The sequence below is a fragment of the Microbacterium murale genome (assembly GCF_014635185.1).
Lineage (GTDB): Bacteria > Actinomycetota > Actinomycetes > Actinomycetales > Microbacteriaceae > Microbacterium > Microbacterium murale.
On record NZ_BMCM01000003.1, the window covers coordinates 112823 to 129943 of the forward strand.

At 66.2% G+C, this 17121-nt stretch carries 16 protein-coding genes and 2 tRNA genes; 9 read left to right on the forward strand and 9 right to left on the reverse strand.

What is annotated here, in order from left to right; genetic code table 11:
- Positions 1 to 71: 71 nt before the first annotated feature.
- From IEV67_RS10105 to IEV67_RS10120, 4 genes are all read right to left on the reverse strand, one after another.
- Positions 72 to 147: transfer RNA gene (locus IEV67_RS10105), tRNA-His, on the reverse strand.
- A 36-nt stretch (positions 148 to 183) separates the two neighbouring features.
- Positions 184 to 810 carry an oligoribonuclease gene (gene orn, locus IEV67_RS10110; protein WP_188436466.1) on the reverse strand — a complete coding sequence of 209 codons (627 nt, stop codon included), beginning with the start codon at positions 808 to 810 and terminating at the stop codon, positions 184 to 186.
- A gap of 38 nt (positions 811 to 848) precedes the next feature.
- A tRNA-Arg gene (locus IEV67_RS10115) sits at positions 849 to 923 on the reverse strand.
- Between the two features lie 521 nt (positions 924 to 1444).
- Positions 1445 to 1714 carry a hypothetical protein gene (locus tag IEV67_RS10120; protein WP_188436467.1) on the reverse strand — a complete coding sequence of 90 codons (270 nt, stop codon included), beginning with the start codon at positions 1712 to 1714 and terminating at the stop codon, positions 1445 to 1447.
- Between the two features lie 201 nt (positions 1715 to 1915).
- Here IEV67_RS10120 and IEV67_RS10125 point away from each other — a divergent pair, with 201 nt between their 5' ends.
- The 4 genes from IEV67_RS10125 (at position 1916) to IEV67_RS10140 (ending at position 5252) form a co-directional block, all read left to right on the forward strand.
- On the forward strand, positions 1916 to 2440 hold the full coding sequence (locus IEV67_RS10125) for a single-stranded DNA-binding protein (RefSeq protein ID WP_188436468.1): 525 nt from the start codon (positions 1916 to 1918) through the stop codon (positions 2438 to 2440).
- An 83-nt stretch (positions 2441 to 2523) separates the two neighbouring features.
- Positions 2524 to 3027, forward strand: coding sequence for a DUF6993 domain-containing protein (locus IEV67_RS10130; protein ID WP_188436469.1), 504 nt, complete (start codon positions 2524 to 2526; stop codon positions 3025 to 3027).
- Between the two features lie 58 nt (positions 3028 to 3085).
- A complete protein-coding gene (gene ettA, locus IEV67_RS10135; RefSeq protein ID WP_188436470.1) occupies positions 3086 to 4765 on the forward strand; it encodes an energy-dependent translational throttle protein EttA in 1680 nt (559 codons plus the stop codon).
- Positions 4758 to 5252 (forward strand): acyl-CoA thioesterase, encoded by a 495-nt coding sequence (locus tag IEV67_RS10140; protein ID WP_229703015.1) that lies wholly within the window; start codon positions 4758 to 4760, stop codon positions 5250 to 5252. The genes ettA and IEV67_RS10140 overlap by 8 nt, the downstream gene beginning before the upstream one ends.
- 37 nt (positions 5253 to 5289) lie before the next feature.
- Here IEV67_RS10140 and IEV67_RS10145 read toward each other — a convergent pair whose 3' ends face one another.
- Entirely contained in the window at positions 5290 to 6174 is an 885-nt protein-coding gene (locus tag IEV67_RS10145; RefSeq protein ID WP_188436471.1) for an acyl-CoA thioesterase, read from the reverse strand.
- 50 nt (positions 6175 to 6224) lie between these two features.
- On the opposite strand from IEV67_RS10145, the gene IEV67_RS10150 reads away from it, so the two are divergent.
- Positions 6225 to 6890, forward strand: coding sequence for a DUF8185 domain-containing protein (locus IEV67_RS10150; protein ID WP_188436472.1), 666 nt, complete (start codon positions 6225 to 6227; stop codon positions 6888 to 6890).
- Here the strand turns inward: IEV67_RS10150 and IEV67_RS10155 are convergent.
- The 4 genes from IEV67_RS10155 to pepN all read right to left on the reverse strand — a co-directional run bounded on the left by IEV67_RS10155 (position 6887) and on the right by pepN (position 12717).
- The gene (locus IEV67_RS10155) at positions 6887 to 8551 is read right to left on the reverse strand and encodes an FAD-binding dehydrogenase (RefSeq protein WP_188436473.1); all 1665 of its coding nucleotides are present in this window, start codon (positions 8549 to 8551) and stop codon (positions 6887 to 6889) included. The two genes, IEV67_RS10150 and IEV67_RS10155, sit on opposite strands and share 4 nt — an antisense overlap.
- Positions 8548 to 9000 carry a globin gene (locus IEV67_RS10160; RefSeq protein WP_188436474.1) on the reverse strand — a complete coding sequence of 151 codons (453 nt, stop codon included), beginning with the start codon at positions 8998 to 9000 and terminating at the stop codon, positions 8548 to 8550. Before IEV67_RS10160 ends, IEV67_RS10155 begins: the two co-directional genes overlap by 4 nt.
- Positions 8997 to 10070: a mechanosensitive ion channel family protein gene (locus IEV67_RS10165; RefSeq protein WP_188436868.1), complete on the reverse strand. Its 1074-nt coding sequence runs from the start codon at positions 10068 to 10070 to the stop codon at positions 8997 to 8999. The genes IEV67_RS10160 and IEV67_RS10165 overlap by 4 nt, the downstream gene beginning before the upstream one ends.
- A gap of 79 nt (positions 10071 to 10149) precedes the next feature.
- A complete protein-coding gene (gene pepN, locus IEV67_RS10170) occupies positions 10150 to 12717 on the reverse strand; it encodes an aminopeptidase N (protein WP_188436475.1) in 2568 nt (855 codons plus the stop codon).
- Between the two features lie 124 nt (positions 12718 to 12841).
- Here pepN and IEV67_RS10175 point away from each other — a divergent pair, with 124 nt between their 5' ends.
- The 4 genes from IEV67_RS10175 to IEV67_RS10190 are packed head-to-tail and all read left to right on the forward strand — an operon-like array spanning position 12842 to position 17114.
- Entirely contained in the window at positions 12842 to 14023 is a 1182-nt protein-coding gene (locus IEV67_RS10175; RefSeq protein ID WP_188436476.1) for a ferrochelatase, read from the forward strand.
- A 37-nt stretch (positions 14024 to 14060) separates the two neighbouring features.
- On the forward strand, positions 14061 to 14564 hold the full coding sequence (locus IEV67_RS10180; protein WP_188436477.1) for a ribose-5-phosphate isomerase: 504 nt from the start codon (positions 14061 to 14063) through the stop codon (positions 14562 to 14564).
- Position 14565: 1 nt separating this feature from the next.
- Positions 14566 to 15579 (forward strand): Fpg/Nei family DNA glycosylase, encoded by a 1014-nt coding sequence (locus IEV67_RS10185; protein WP_188436478.1) that lies wholly within the window; start codon positions 14566 to 14568, stop codon positions 15577 to 15579.
- A gap of 44 nt (positions 15580 to 15623) precedes the next feature.
- A complete protein-coding gene (locus IEV67_RS10190) occupies positions 15624 to 17114 on the forward strand; it encodes an amino acid carrier protein (RefSeq protein ID WP_188436869.1) in 1491 nt (496 codons plus the stop codon).
- Positions 17115 to 17121: the final 7 nt, after the last annotated feature.

The window sequence follows — 17121 nt, forward strand, 5'->3', positions numbered from 1 at the left end:
CCCCCAGGGGTATTCCCGAAGTTCGCCGCACGAAGAAGGGCCCGAGTCTCTCGACTCGGGCCCTCATCTCTTGGGGTGGCTAACGGGGCTTGAACCCGCGACCCCCGCGACCACAACGCGGTGCTCTACCAACTGAGCTATAGCCACCATGTGCCGGCCGGAGCAGGCAACCAGACGATTCTATTACACGTCCGAGGTGAACGACGACACGGTGCGCTCAGAGATCGCTCGGGCCTCATCACTCGAAGGTCCTGGCTCTGCCACGAACACCGCTTCGCGGTAATACTGCATTTCGCGGATCGACTCGAGGATGTCTGCCAGCGCGCGATGTCCGCCATCTTTGGCCGGTGCCTGGAAGAACACGCGCGGGTACCAGCGGCGTGAGAGTTCCTTGATGCTGGAGACGTCGACGTTGCGGTAGTGCAGCCACTGATCGATCTGCGGCATGTACTTCGCCAGGAACATGCGATCGGTGCCGATCGTGTTGCCCGCCAGGGGAGCCTTGCGCTCGAGTGGGACGAACCGTTTGATGTACTCGAGGGTCTGAGCCTCGGCATCCGCCAGCGAGACGCCGTCGGGAATCTCATTGATCAGACCTGACGACTCGTGCATCTTCGTGACGAAATCGTTCATGTTCGCCAATGCCGCGTCGGTCGGCTTGATGACGACCTGGAATCCCGCGTCGAGCGGTCGGAGCTCGAAGTCAGTGACGACGACGGCGATCTCGACGAGTTCATCCACCGAAAGATCGAGTCCCGTCATCTCGCAGTCGATCCAGACGAGTCGATCATTTTCGGACGCAGATACCATGCGCTCAGTCTACTGAGGGCATGGACACTGCGATTCCTTGGTCCCCCAGGCACGATTCGAACGTGCGACCGGCGACTTAGAAGATCGATGCTCTTCCGCTGAGCTACTGGGGGTCGACTTCTAGATTAGCGATACTTTGGCCCGGGGTACTCTCACTCGGCGACGGTTGGTTCTTTCGTCGAGCGCGCCACTCCCGCGCATATGCGTTGCGTCGCTGCCGACACGGTTCGCAGAGGCAACCTCTTCGTCCTTTCGACCCGCCACCATGTGGTGTGAGCGTTCGACGGGTCGGGGTGGCGGGGGCGATAGGTATGGGGATTCCCATTTTCAAGAGGTGTTTCCGGTGACCGGCGCGCTCCGAGGTGCGACGACGGTGGCAATTGGCGCACACGACTTCGCATTTGGCGATCTCGCTCTGGATCAACGACCAGGAGCGGGTTGAAGCGCTTACGGCGCGAGATATTTCAAACTTCTTGTCCGCACCTGGTAGGTGATCGAAGTCGAGGACTACGGGATCTGACTCGCCGCAGTCGGTGCACGAGTGAACGACGAGGTAGTCCATCATTCGTAAGAAGTTCAGATAACGGTGACGCGCCTGCATCGCCTTCAGACGTTCCCCCTTGCTGGGCACAGTTCACCCGTGGCGAAGCGCCTGTACCGCGTCGTCCGGTCGCCAGAATTCGCCCACGATGCGAAATGCGCCGGTCGCGAGATGCAGGCGCTCTGCGCGATATCGCAGTCCGAGCGGATCGGCGACGATGCGAAGGTGGCCGAGGATGCGGCCGGTGGTGTCTTGAACTCGCCACAGTTGTTCGGAGGCTCTGACGAGCTGCTCTCGTTTCGATTCGAGTTGCGGCGTGGCGTATCGCACCTCTGGCAGGTGCAGGATCTGTGTGTCGGACATCTGGTTCTCCTTCCGATTCGAACATATGACCGACCTCGGACATTGCGGTGACAGGAGCGGCAGCATCCTTTCCTCCACTGATCAGGCTTTCGTCCCTTCTCTCCACCGAACGCGGGTTCTGCGCTGCGCACGATGCGCGCGAAGGGGCACTCTGGGGCGATCCGGGCGCGTCCCGGGCACTTGATGGAAGAGGAGATTGACATGAACGACAACGTGACGATCCTGGGGCGCGTCGGCGCTGACCCGAAACGAAGCGAGACCGCGAACGGCGTCGCGGTGGTGAACTTCCGCGTCGCCAGCCCGCAGCGCCGCTTCGACTCGAAGACGCAGACCTGGATCGAGACGGGCACGAACTGGTACAACGTCTCCGCGTTCCGTCAGCTGGCCGATCATGTGAAGGCGTCGCTGCACCAGGGCGATGGCGTCATCGTGACCGGGAAGCTGAAACTGCGCGAGTGGGAGAACGCCGAACGCAAGGGGATGAGCGCCGACATCGACGCGGAGACCATCGGGCACGATCTGCGCTGGGGTGCCAGCGCCTTCGCGAAGGCGAGTCGTCCCTCGGCTGCTGTGCACGACTCTCCCGCGGTCGATGTCGACCTCGTGACTGGAGAGGTGCTCGGTGCCGAGCCTGATGCAGAAGTCGATGACGCCGACAGCCAGCATGCGTCCTCGACGGAGCCGGCGATGGCGCACGTCGGCGGACAGTGGTCGACCGAGGATTGACGCAACCGGACAGTCGCACTGCCTGAGCGCCGTCGCAACGCGGCGAGGCGGGGAGCACGACGGGACACCCTTAGAATCAGAGCGTGCCCCGTCGACTTCCCGCCGTCCGTCTGCGTGGCGCGACAGGAGCGGTGATCCTGATAGCGGGCCTCACGCTGGCGGGGTGCGCCCCTGAAGCGACCGAGACACCGACGACGAGTCCGTCGGCGAGCGTCGAGTCGACGCCATCAGCATCGGCGACCCCGGAAGGGCCGCTCCTCCAGCCGGATGGCTCCGCTGAGGACAACCTGCCGATCTTCTCCGCAGTCACCGAGCAGGTCTGGGCGTCGGAGAATCGCACGTCAGGTCGCGCGTATGTCGACGCCCTGGTGGCAGCCGGGTTCGACAGGAACGCGATGCAGGTGACGCAGGATCTGACGACGGTCGGCAACCCGGTCGAGAGTCTGCAGTTCTCGGTCAGCTGGGCAGGCGAGGAGTGCCTCGTCGGTCAGGTCGGGCCGTCCACGGGGGAACCAGTCACCGTGGTCGTCGACCAACTCGCTGAGGGACGCTGCCTGGTCGGCAACACCCGCCCGATCGACTGGTGATCCTGAGCCGGTAGGCTGGAGTGTCGATCTTCGACGCCTACAAAAGGAGCGGTTCTCAGTGGCTGAGTACATCTACTCGATGGTTCGTGCGCGTAAGGCGGTGGGCGACAAGCTCATCCTCGATGACGTGACGATGTCATTCCTCCCCGGGGCGAAGATCGGCATGGTCGGCCCGAACGGTGCTGGTAAGTCGACGATCCTCAAGATCATGGCCGGCCTCGACCAGCCGTCGAACGGTGAAGCGAAGCTGTCACCCGGGTTCACCGTCGGCATCCTGATGCAGGAGCCGGTGCTCGATGAGACGAAGTCGGTGCTCGAGAACATCCAGGACGGCGTAGCCATCAAGCCGAAGCTCGACCGGTTCAACGAGATCTCCGCTCAGATGGCAGATCCTGATGCCGATTTCGACACGCTGCTCGCGGAGATGGGCGTGCTGCAGGAGGAGATCGACGCGGCAGACGGCTGGGACCTCGACTCCCAGCTCGCCCAAGCCATGGATGCGCTGCGCACGCCCGATGGTGACGCTGCGATCGCGCCCCTGTCCGGCGGTGAGAAGCGCCGCGTGGCACTCGCCAAGCTCCTGCTGCAGAAGCCCGACCTGCTGCTCCTCGATGAGCCCACGAACCACCTCGACGCCGAGAGCGTTCTCTGGCTTGAGCAGCATCTGCAGGCCTACAAGGGTGCTGTCATCGCCATCACCCACGACCGGTACTTCCTCGACAACGTCGCCGAGTGGATCGCCGAGGTCGACCGCGGCCGTCTGATCGGCTACGAGGGCAACTACTCCACGTACCTGGAGAAGAAGGGCGAGCGCCTCGCCATCCAGGGCAAGAAGGATGCCAAGCTCGCCAAGCGCCTGAAGGACGAGCTCGAATGGGTGCGCTCCAGCGCCAAGGGCCGCCAGACGAAGTCGAAGGCGCGTCTGGCCCGCTACGAGGAGATGGCGACAGAGGCGGAGCGCACCAGGAAACTCGACTTCGAGGAGATCCAGATCCCCGCGGGTCCGCGTCTCGGCAGTGTCGTCATCGAGGCGAAGAACCTCAAGAAGGGCTTCGGCGATCGCACGTTGATCGATGGGCTGAGCTTCAGCCTTCCGCCCAACGGCATCGTCGGCATCATCGGCGCCAACGGCGTGGGGAAGACCACGCTGTTCAAGACCATCGTCGGGCTCGAGCCTCTCGACAGCGGAGATCTCAAGATCGGTGAGACGGTCAAGATCAGCTACGTCGACCAGTCCCGCTCCAACATCGACCCGGACAAGAACCTCTGGGAGGTCGTCTCCGACGGGCTCGACTTCATCACGGTCGGCAAGACGGAGATCCCCTCACGCGCCTACGTCTCGAAGTTCGGCTTCAAGGGACCGGACCAGCAGAAGAAGGCAGGCGTGCTCTCCGGTGGTGAGCGCAACCGTCTGAACCTCGCCCTGACCCTCAAGGAGGGCGGCAACCTGCTCCTCCTCGATGAGCCGACCAACGACCTGGACATCGAGACACTTGGTTCACTCGAGAACGCGCTTCTCGAGTTCCCCGGCTGCGCAGTGGTCATCACCCACGACAGGTGGTTCCTCGACCGCATCGCGACGCACATCCTCGCGTACGAGGGCACGGACGAGAACCCGGCCCAGTGGCACTGGTTCGAGGGCAACTTCGAGGCGTACGAGAAGAACAAGATCGAGCGCCTCGGCCCGGACGCTGCCAACCCGCACCGCTCCACTCACCGCAAGCTGACGCGTGACTGACGTCCCGATCGGTGCCACGGCGAGGCTTCACGTCCCCATCCACCTGCGGTGGGGCGATCTCGACGCGTTCAATCACGTCAACAACACCTCGATGCTCAAGCTGCTCGAGGAGGCGCGCGTACGCGCCTTCTGGAAGGCCGAGGAGGGGGAGACGGCTCCGCCCACGGCCGTGCTCAATTCCGGCATCGAGGCGGGGACGCTGACGCTGATCGCGAGGCAGGAGATCGAGTACCTCGCACCGGTGCCGTATCAGCGGCGCCCCCTCGAGGTGCAGATGTGGTTCGGCAAACTCGGCGGGTCCAGTCTCGAGGTCTGCTACGAGGTGTACAACGACCCAGCGAACGAGACGCGCGTGCTGTACGCGCGCTCCACCGCCGTCATCGTGCTCGTGGACGCCGTGTCCGGGCGCCCCACGCGCATCACGCCAGACATGCGTGAAGCCTGGACGCCGTACATCGGCGAGCCGATCACCTACGCGCACCGCTGACGTTCGCGCCGGCGGCATGACCAGCAGGTGGGTTCGATCAGGCGGCCGGAACCCTGATCATGATCTCCTGCGTCACGCTCGCGGCCAGGACGCCGTCCTGCGTGTAGATACGTCCGGTGGCGAGTCCGCGGCCGCCGCGGGCGTTCGGCGACTCCTGCACGTACAGCAACCACTCGTCGACGCGCGCGGGGCGGTGCCACCACATCGCATGATCGAGGCTGGCCACCTTGAGCCCGGGCGTCGCCCACGGCACGCCGTGGGCGCGCAGGATCGACTCCTGGATGCTCATGTCACTGAGATAGGCGAGCGCCGCCCGGTGAAGGCGGGGGTCCTCCGGCATCGGAGCGCGCATCCGCATCCACACCGCCTGCTGCGCCTTGCGTTCGCCGTCCGCCACAACATACAGCGGGGATTCGACGTGGCGCATGTCCACCGGACGGTCCGTCAGCATCCGCAGTGCCTGCGGGTGCACGCCCTCCACGCGCTCTTCATCTGCCGGGATGTCATCCGGCGCGGGAATGCCCTCGGGCATCGGCTGCGCGTGCTCGACTCCCGGCGCCTCGTCCTGAAACGACGCGATCATCGAGAAGATCGGCACGCCGTTCTGGTAGGCCTGCGAACGTCGTGTGGAGAAGGAGCGACCGTCATGGATGCGGTCGACCGCGATCGTGAGCCCCTGTGTCGAGTCGCCGGGGCGGAGGAAGTAGCCGTGCATGGAATGCACCGCACGATCCTCCGGCATGGTGCGTTCGGCTGCGATGAGGGACTGACCGAGCACCTGGCCGCCGTAGATGCGTCCGGTGGGCATGTCGTGCGAGCGCCCGGTGAAGATGTCTTCCTCGGTGCGCGCCTGCGTCTCGTCGAGATCCAGCACCTCGAGCAGGTTGTCGACGGATGCCTGAGCCTGTGCCGCTGCGCTCATAGCGCTCCTCCCTGCGACCGCACGGCCGCCTCGTTGGTAGTTTAGAACGCGTGCCCCCTCGTCTCGTTCTCTCCGATTCCGACACGGCCCGAGACGTTCTCACGTTCCTCGGCCGCGCGATGCAGGTCTCTGACGACGGCATCCGCCTCCAGGGCAGCAACGGCGTTCTCGCCTTGACGGCGTCTGCGCTGGCGCCCAAGGGGCTGTTCGATCAGACGCCGACGGTCCTCGCGATGCGGATCGTGCACGCCGACCCCGAACTGGAGTGCGACATCGTCGTCGACGAGCTCGCGCAGGATCAGGACGAGCGGATGCTGACGCTGCCGGAGACCGGGCGGTCACCTGCCTGGGCGGGGGTGGCGCCGCCGCGCGGCGGTTGGGAGCCTGCCGGGGATCTCGATTCCGCGACGATCGCTCGACGTGCCCAGTGGGGGATATCCGCCGTCGCCCGCGGTGCGACCCCTGGCGCGGGTGAAGAGGCCGTCAGGGCGCTCAGGGCGGCGATCTGGGGTGAGGCGGACGACGATCTCGGAGGTCTTGTGCGCGGCATCGCCTTCGCGGCGCACGCGTTCGGGTTCATCTCCGGCGAAGAGCAGATCCCGGTGACCACATCGGGACGATGGACACGCCTGGCATTCCGCCGCGGCCACGTGCTCGCCCGCGGCCCGATGGCCACCGGGTTGACCGCCGTCCGCAGCACGGGGACGCAGAACTAGATCGTCCGCGCCGCCGCCCGGCCGGCCTGCCGCCCCGAGAACAGGCACCCGCCGAGGAACGTGCCCTCCAGCGCTCGGTATCCGTGCACGCCGCCGCCGCCGAATCCGCTCGCCTCGCCTGCCGAGTAGAGACCGGGGATGGCGGATCCGTCGGCCGCCAGAGCGCGTCCGTCGAGATCCGTCTCGATCCCGCCGAGCGACTTGCGAGTGAGCACGTGCAGCTTCACCGCGATCATCGGCCCGGCGGAGGGATCCTGCAGCCGGTGCGGGCTCGCAGTGCGGATGAGCTTGTCCCCGCGGTAGGCACGCATGGATCGCAGCATCCCGATCTGCGCGTCCTTGGTGAAGTCGTTCCCGACCTCGCGGTCTCGGGCGATCACTTCGAGGCGCACGCGCTCCAGATCGAGCAGATCGTCCTCGTCGGCCCACTTCATCTGCTCGAGCAGCGAATCGAGGTCGTTCTCCACGATGAAGTCCTCACCTTCGTCGAGGAACGACTGCACAGGGCCGGTCGGTCCCTTCGCGAGTCGCGACTTCAGCAGCAGCGCGACGTCCTTGCCCGTGAGATCCGGGTTCTGCTCGCTGCCCGACAGCGCGAACTCCTTCTCGACGATCTGGCGTGACGTGACGAACCAGGAATGGTCGTGTCCGGTGGAGCGCAGGTGCTGCAGCGTGCCGAGCGTGTCGAAACCGGGAAACAGCGGCACAGGCAGGCGCTTGCCGGTCGCATCCAGCCAGAGCGACGATGGCCCTGGCAGGATTCGGATGCCGTGCGCCGGCCACACCGGATCCCAGTTCTTGATCCCTTCGACGTAGTGCCACATCCGATCCCCGTTGATGAGGTGCGCGCCCGCAGTGGCCGAGACGGCGTGCATCGACCCGTCGACGTACGCGGGGACTCCCGTGAGCATGTGCTCAGGTGGAGTACCCAGCCGGTCCGGCCACGCCGCACGCACCAGGGCATGATTGCCGCCGATGCCGCCGGAGGACACGATCGTCGCGCCGGCGGTGATCTCGAAGTCGCCGACGACCTCTCGTGACGTCGACACGCCCCGTGCGGCGGGGTCTTCGGCCAGTAAATGGCCCCTAGCCCCGACCACCGCGCCATCGGTGACGACCAGCTCGGTGACGCGATGGCGGGGGAGGATCGTGAGGGTGCCCGCTTCCTCTGCGCGATGCGCGGCATCCGCGAAGGGCGCGACGATGCCGGGACCGGTGCCCCAGGTGATGTGGAACCTCGGTACGGAGTTGCCCGGCCCGATCGCACCGTATCCACCGCGCTCCGCCCAGCCGACCACAGGGAAGAAACCGACGCCCCGTTCGCGCAGCCAGGCGCGCTTCTCGCCGGCCGCGAACTGCAGGTAGGCATCGGCCCATGCCCGAGGCCAGCGGTCCTCTTCGCGGTCGAAGCCCGCATTGCCGAACCAGTCCTGCGTGGCGAGCTCGAGGGAATCCTTGATGCCGAGCCGGCGCTGCTCCGGTGAGTCGATCAGGAAGAGTCCGCCGAACGACCACCACGCCTGTCCGCCGAGGTTCGAGCGCGGCTCCTGATCGATGAGGATCACGCGCCTGCCGGCGGCCGTGGCCTCTGCGGCGGCGACAAGACCTGCCAACCCCCATCCGATCACGAGAACGTCTGCGGAAGGGGGCGTGGTGGTCATGGGGTCTCCGTTGAATCCTGACTGCTGCTGCGGGTCTCGAGCGTCGATCGCCCCGCGGGTGCCGGACCGATGCCCGACGGCTCCATGGTGTTCACCATGGCATATGCGGCGCGCTCCAGGTAGTCCCAGAGCGTCGCGTCGTGCAGCGGCGGCAGTTGCACCTCGTCGAGCGACGTGCGCATGCAGCGGAGCCAGCGGTCGCGCGCGTCAGGATCGACGTGGAACGGCATATGACGCATCCGCAGACGTGGATGACCCCTCGTCTCGCTGTAAGTCGAAGGACCGCCCCAGTACTGCGCCAGGAAGAGTGTGAACCGCTCTGCGGCGGGCCCGAGATCCTCTTCGGGATACATCGGACGCAGCACGGCATCGAGGGCGACCTCACGGTAGAAGCCGTTGACGATCCTCTCGAACGTGGCATAGCCGCCGACCTCGTCGTAGAAACTCATGACTCGTCCTCAGGCTTGTTCTTCGATGCCGGCTTGGTGTCCTTCTTGCGCCAGATACCGCGAGAGACCGGCGGCACACCGGTCACGGCGTTGGGCTTGGTGGTGGGCGGGTTCGCCCCGCGCACGCGCCGCGCGCCCTCCGGCCCGGTCGGGACGACGGATTCGAGGCTGGGGATCGCGAGCCCCATCTCCTCGATCGCGCTCTTGAGCCGCATGCGAAGCTCGCGAGCGACATCATCCTTCGCGTTCGCACGGGTCTTCAAGACGACACGGATGACGAGGGCCTCACCGCTGATCGATTCGAGCCCCCACACCTCGGGCCGCTCAACGATGCGGGTGCGCCACTTGGGGTCCTTCGAGAGTCCCAGCGCGGCTTCCAGGAGCGCGGCCTCGACGTCTGGCACGACGGCGTCGACCGGTACGCCGAGATCGATGATCGCACGCGCCCAGCCCTGCGACATGTTCCCGATGCGCAGCATCTCGCCGTTGCGGACGTACCAGAGCGTGCCGTTGACGTCGCGCACCTGGGTGACGCGCACGCTCACGTGCTCGACGACGCCGCTCGCGAGGCCGGTGTCGACGACGTCGCCGATGCCGATCTGATCCTCGGCGACGATGAACAGACCGTTCAGCACGTCCTTGACGATGTTCTGCGCTCCGAAGCCCAAGCCCGCACCGATCGCGGCGGTGAGCAGAGTGAGGGAGCTGATGAGATCAGGGGCGATCACCGCCATCACCATCAGCAGCGTCACGATCACGACGGCGACGTTGATGATGTTGTGCAGGATGGTGCCGAGCGTGCGCGTGCGCTGGATCAGGCGCATGTCGGCGAGCGGGGACCGCTCGAGCGCCTGGGTGTCGTCGACGTTGGCCTTCGACTTGGCCGTGTCGACGATGCGGTGCACCACCCTGCGCACGACGAATCGCAGCGCGAACCCGATCAGCAGTGCGACGGCGACGATGATCGCGATGGTGATCGCCTTGCCGCCGATCACCTTGAGAATCTCGAGGAACGACTCCCACACCTCGTTCGCCGTGTCCGGCGCGGAGTCGGTCTCGAAGGGAAGCATCAGCACCCTCCGATCCTAGCGATCGGGCCTCTGCAACGGCTGGACGACAGCGTGGCAGAGGCCCGATCGAAGAGGTGCGTCAGTTGTGTTCCTCGTCGACCTCGGCGTCGCGCGACTGCGCGGCCAGGGCGCGCTCGACGTCGGCGAGCCCTTCGCTGACGAGGCGACGCAGGGCAGGAGCCGCTTCGGTGTTCGCAGAGAGCCAGGCCCGGGTCGCGTCACGCAGTTCGGCGTTCGCCAGCGCCGTCGGGTACAGTCCGACGATGAGGTAGCTGGCGATCTGGTAGGTGCGCGACTCCCATACCGGGAGCAGCATGTCGAAGTAGTCCGGTACGAATTCGCCGAGTACCGCCGTGCTGTTCGGGTGCCCGAAGCCGAGCGCTGCGGAGCGCACGAGCGTGTTCGGCAGGCTGTCGTCGTCGATGAGCGAGGCCCACGCCGCACGCTTGTCCGCCTGGGTCGGCAGGGCAGCACGGGCCTGAGCGGCGAACTCTCCACCCTTGGAGGTGTTGTCCGCGGCGAGGGCGGCGTCGATGGATGCGGCATCCGTCGCGCCGATCGTGGCGAGACCGACGAGCAGCTGCCAGGAGAGGTCGGTGTCGATCTCGAGACCGGGGAGCGTCTCCTCACCTGAGCGCAGACGGCCCACGATGCCCGCGTGTTCGGCGTTCACGAGCGTGTTCGCGAAGGCCGTGACGAACTGCAGCTGGCTGTCGCTGCCCGCCTCCGCGCCGTGTGCGAGATCCCACAGGCCGTCGGCGATCTTCAGACGCGCCGCGTCACGTTCGGACGGTGCGACATACAGAGTCGCCGCAGTGCGCAGCTGCGCGAGCGTGGTGCGCACGGTCGTCGACTCGGACTCCTGCCCGATGTTGCGCAGCACGAGTTCGATGTAGTCGGATGCCGTGCTCTCGGCGTCGCGGGTCTGATCCCAGGCCGCACCCCAGACGAGTGAGCGTGCGAGGGGATCCGCGATCGCGCCGAGATGATCGATCGCGGTGGCCAGTGAGCGCTCGTCGAGCCGGATCTTCGCGTACGCGAGGTCGTTGTCGTTGAGCAGCACGAGGTCGGGTCGCCCCCGGCCCTGCAGCTCGGGAACCTCGGTCCGATCGCCGTCGACGTCGATCTCGGCGTAATGCGTGCGAGTGAGGGCGCCGTCGATCAGGTCGTAGAAGCCGATGCCCAGGCGGTGCGGGCGGATCGTCGGGTAGTCGGCGGGTGCCGTCTGAGTGACGGCGAATCGCGTGATGACGCCGTCGGAGTCCTCGGCGATGACGGGGGAGAGCGTGTTCACGCCGGCGGTCTCGAGCCACTTCTTCGACCAGGTGCTGAGATCGCGGCCGCTGGTGGCCTCGAGCTCGGTGAGCAGGTCGGTCACCTCGGTGTTGCCCCACGCATGCTTCTGGAAGTACTGCCCGACACCGGCGAAGAACGCATCGATGCCGACCCAGGCCGCGAGCTGCTTGAGCACCGACCCTCCCTTGGCGTACGTGATGCCGTCGAAGTTGACCTGCACGTCCTCGAGATCGTTGATCTCGGCGACGATCGGGTGCGTGGAGGGCAGCTGATCCTGGCGGTAGGCCCAGGTCTTCTCCATGGCGTTGAACGTGGTCCAGGCCTCGGTCCACTCGGTGGCCTCTGCCGTCGCGATGGTCGACGCCCACTCGGCGAACGACTCGTTCAGCCACAGGTCGTTCCACCACTTCATGGTGACGAGGTCGCCGAACCACATGTGCGCGAGCTCGTGCAGGATCGTGACGACCCGGCGCTCCTTGACGGCATCCGTCACCTTGCTGCGGAAGACGTAGGTCTCGGTGAACGTGACGGCGCCCGCGTTCTCCATCGCACCCGCGTTGAATTCGGGCACGAACAGCTGGTCGTACTTCGCGAACGGGTACGGAACGCCGAACTTCTCCTCGTAGTACGCGAAGCCCTCGCGGGTCTTGTCGAAGATGTAGTCGGCGTCGAGGTGCTGCCACAGGCTCTTGCGGCCGTAGACGCCGAGCGGGATGACGTCACCCGAGGCGCTGGTCAACTCGGAGAACGTGGACTCGTACGGCCCAGCGACGATGGCGGTGATGTACGAGGAGATGCGCGGCGTGGGCTCGAAGCCCCACGTCGCAGTCGCGTTCTCGTCGTGATTGATGGGCTCGGGTGTGGGGGAATTGGAGACCACCTTCCACGCCTCGGGCGCGGTGATCGTGAACTGGAACGTCGCCTTCAGATCCGGCTGCTCGAACACCGCGAAGACGCGGCGCGCGTCGGGCACCTCGAACTGCGAGTAGAGGTACACCTCACCGTCGACCGGATCCACGAAGCGGTGCAGGCCTTCGCCGGTGTTGGTGTAGAGGCAGTCGGCGTCGACGACGAGGACGTTCTCCTCCTGCAGACCGGACAGCGCGATGCGCGAGTCGTCGAAGACCTCGCTGGGGTCGAGCTGCTCGCCGTTGAGCGAGATCTCACGCACATCCCGCGCGATCAGGTCGATGAAGGTGAAACTTCCAGGAGTCGCACGGAAGCGCACGACGCTGCGGGAACCGAAGACCTCTTCGCCCTTCGTCAGATCGAGCGAGATCCCGTAGGACTGCGTGTCGATGAGAGCGCGTCGCTCCTGAGCTTCGATTCGGGTGAGATTCTCTCCAGGCACAGCTGATTCTCCCAGGGGTTCGGGGTCGGCACCGAGATCCGACGCGGCTGGCGCCGACGGCAACCATGACAGCCTACGCCAGGACCCGGGCGTTGTCGGCGCGCAGTGGTGGAAAGATGGAGGTGTGACTGCATCCGCTCCTGACGTCGTTCCCTTCGCATCCGCCGCTGCCGCAGACGGCCCCGAGTTCGTCGAGACGCCGGTGGCGTACGACGCCCTGGTGCTGGCCAGCTTCGGTGGGCCGGAAGGGCAGGACGACGTGATCCCGTTCCTGCGCAACGTGACGAGAGGCCGCGGGATCCCGGACGAGCGGCTCGAAGAGGTGGCGCACCACTATCGACACTTCGGCGGAATCAGCCCCATCAACGCGCAGAACCGTGAGCTCAAGGCCGCACTCGAGGCGGAGCTTGCCGGTCGCGGCATAGATCTTCCGGTCTACTGGGGCAACCGCAACTGGGAGCCGTACCTCGACGACGCGTTCACCGCAGCCGCCGATGACGGGCATTCGACGCTACTGGTGCTGGCCACCAGCGCATACAGCTCGTATTCCAGCGACCGGCAGTACCGCGAGGACATCGCCCGTGCGATCACGGACGCGGGCCTCGAAGATCGTGTGACCGCTGACAAGGTGCGTCTTTACTTCGACCACCCCGGCTTCGTGCAGCCCTTCCAGGAGGGCGTGGATGCCGCGGTCGCCGGGTTCCTCGAGCAGGGGATCACGGCATCCGATATCCACGTGCTGTTCTCGACCCACTCGATCCCGACCGCAGACGCCGAGCGCTCAGGCCCGCGGGATGTCGACTGGGGCGAGGGCGGCGCGTACGTCGCGCAGCACCGCGCCGTCGCGGCGCACATCATCGAGAACCTGGCCGCGGTCACCGGTGGTGCGACGGTTCCGTGGCAGCTGGTGTTCCAGTCGCGCTCCGGTCCTCCCACGCAGCCGTGGCTGGAGCCGGACGTCAACGACGTGATCGCCGAACTGCCTGCCGCCGGCGCGAAGGCCGTCGTGATCGTGCCGCTCGGATTCGTCAGCGACCACATGGAGGTCATGTGGGATCTGGACACCGAGGCCATGGAATCCGCCGCCGAGGCGGGCCTGCCCGCGACGCGCACACAGACGCCAGGGGTGCATCCCGCGTTCGTCGCTGGTCTGGTCGATCTCGTGAACGAGCGCATCGAGGGGATGCCGGCATCCGAGCGCCCGCACCTGACCGACCTCGGACCCTGGTACGACGTGTCGCGCGCAGGGGACTGCGAGAACGTGCGGCTGGGCTTCAAGCCGGCTGCCGCCGGTCTCGTACCCTGACGCGGGCGGTCGCGCTGACGCTTCTAGGATGGTGAGCATGCGCATCCATATCGCCACCGACCACGCGGGACTGGAATTCTCCACGAAGCTGCAGGACCACCTGCGAGCCGCGAACCACGAGGTCATCGACCACGGTCCGCTCGAGTACGACGCTGTCGACGACTATCCGGCGTTCTGCATCCGTGCGGCGCAGGGCGTCGTCGCCGATCAGACGGCGGGCGTCGAGGCGCTCGGCATCGTCTTCGGCGGCTCGGGCAACGGCGAACAGATCGCCGCGAACAAGGTGCAGGGCATCCGCGCCGCTCTCGTATGGAATCTGTCCACCGCCGAGCTCGCGCGTGAGCACAACGATGCCAACGTGATCTCGATCGGTGCGCGCCAGCACACCTTCGAAGAGGTCACTTCGTTCATCGACCGCTTCATCTCCACGCCGTTCTCCGATGAGGAGCGCCACGTGCGCCGGATCGGCCAGATCGCGGATTTCGAACGCGACGGCTCGCTTCTGCCCGACCCGCGCCAGCTGCCCGACACGCAGGCCTGAGATGCCAGAGGGTCACTCCGTCCACCGGATCGCTCGGCAGTTCGAGCGCAACTTCGTCGGCAAGCAGATGCGGGCATCGAGCCCTCAGGGGCGGTTCGCCGAGGGAGCGGCGATGCTCGACGGCCGCGAAGCCGTGAGCGTCAAGGCCGTCGGCAAGCAGATGTTCCTCGAGGCCGAGGGCGACCTCTGGCTGCGCGTGCACCTCGGCCTCTACGGCGCATGGGACTTCGCCGGCGAGATCCTGATCGATCCGACCATCGCCTCGGCGAACGGGCGGATGGGGCAGACCAATCAGCGAGGCACCGATCTGGATGCCCCGATCGTGGACGCCCCGATCCTGGATGCCGCGGGTGAGAACTCGCTGGCCTCGATCGGAGCACCGAGGCGGGCACGCGTGCATGTGCGGATGTCCGAGCAGACCAAGGGCCTCGCGGATGAGGGATCCGAGTGGCCCCCGCCCATCGTCGGTCAGGTGCGCCTGCGCCTGATGACCGACATCACCGCGGCAGATCTGCGCGGACCGACGGCGTGCGAGCTCCAGACCCCGGACGAGATGCTCGCGAGCGTGGCCAAACTCGGCCCCGACCCCCTCGTGGGCGACCCGATCGAGAATGAGGAGCGCTTCGTCCAGGCCGTGCGCAAGAAGAAGGCGCCCATCGCGCTGCTGCTGATGGATCAGTCGGTGGTCAGCGGCATCGGCAACGTGTACCGCGCGGAGATGCTCTATCGGGCGCGCCTCAACCCGCACACCCCTGGCCGAGACGTGCCGGAGGAGATCGTGCGGCAGCTCTGGCACGACTGGGTGAGGCTGCTGGCCATCGGCGTCGAGACCGGCCAGATGATGACCATGGACGACCTGTCGCCGACCGACTATCGCGCCGCCATGGCGAGTCGCGATGACCGGCACTGGGTCTATCACCGTGCCGGCCTGCCGTGCCGGGTCTGCGGTACCGAGATCGCGCTCGAAGAACTCGGCGCGCGCAAGCTCTACTGGTGTCCGAGGTGCCAGGCCTGACTAGTGTGGTCCTTCAAACAAGGGACACCTAGACGGGAGACGTGATGGACCTCACAGGCTTGCAGAGTGCGCTGGAGACATTCAGTGGTTGGATCTGGGGGCCGTGGTTCCTCATCCCGCTTCTGCTCGGCACCGGACTGTATCTCACGATCCGTCTCGGTGGACTGCAGTTCATCCGTCTCGGCTCGGCGCTGCGCCTGGGCCTCTTCACCCGAAAGGACCCTGGCTCCGAAGGCGACATCTCTCAGTTCCAGGCGCTGACGACCGCCCTTGCGGCCACGGTCGGTACCGGAAACATCGTCGGCGTCGCCACCGCCATCGGCATCGGCGGACCAGGAGCACTGTTCTGGATGTGGGTGACGGGTCTGCTCGGCATGGCGTCGAAGTACTCCGAGGCCTTCCTCGGCGTTCGCTTTCGCGTCACCGACTCGGCCGGAGAGAAGAACGGCGGACCGCAGCAGTATCTCGAGCGCGGGATTCGCGGCTGGTTCGGCAAGACGCTCGCGCTGTTCTTCTCGATCGCTGCGGTGATCGCCTGCTTCGGGATCGGCAACATGACCCAGGGCAACTCGATCGCGACGAACCTCGAATCGAGCTTCAACGTTCCGACATGGGTCACCGGAATCGTGCTGACCGCGTTCGCGCTGGTCGTGCTGGTCGGCGGCATCAAGTCGATCGGCCGCGTCACCGCCGGTCTCGTGCCGATCATGATCGTCTTCTACGTACTCGGCGCCATCTACATCCTGATCGCGAACGTCGGTGCGCTTCCCGCCGCGTTCGCGCAGATCTTCACCGAGGCGTTCACTGGCACCAGCGCCATCGGTGGGTTCGCTGGTTCGGCGATCATCATCGCCGTGCAGTTCGGCGTCGCCCGCGGCATCTTCTCCAATGAATCGGGCATGGGCTCGGCGGCCATCGCGGCCGCCGCAGCGCAGACCAGCCACCCCGTCCGCCAGGGCCTCGTGTCCATGACGCAGACCTTCATCGACACGATCATCGTCGTGAGCTGCACCGGCCTCGTCATCATCGCCACCGGCACCTGGAACCAGATCGACCCGGAGACCGGCGAGCAGATCAGCCCGGCCCTGATGACCGGCGAGGCGTTCTCGCACGGGCTCCCGGGGGACTGGGGTCACATCATCGTCACGCTCGGCCTGGTGATGTTCGCTGGGTCCACGATCCTCGGCTGGTCGTACTACGGAGAGCGCAACGTCGAGCGCCTGTTCGGACGACGCGCGGTGATGCCGTTCCGCATCATCTTCTCGCTGGTCGTGTTCATCGGCTGCACCGTGCAGCTCGGCGTGGTCTGGGCGTTCTCCGACGCCATGAACGGCTTGATGGCCTTCCCGAACCTGATCGGACTGCTCGTGCTGTCCGGGCTGGTGGCGCGGGAGACCAGACAGTACCTCAAGCACGACCCGAAGCTGCGGGCGAGCCGCGAGGAGGTCGACGCGTTCATGGCGGGCACACCGGGGTGGGAGGAATGGAAGACCGAGGGGGTCGGGTCGCCCGCACTGCCCGGTCGGAAGGACTGATGCCGCG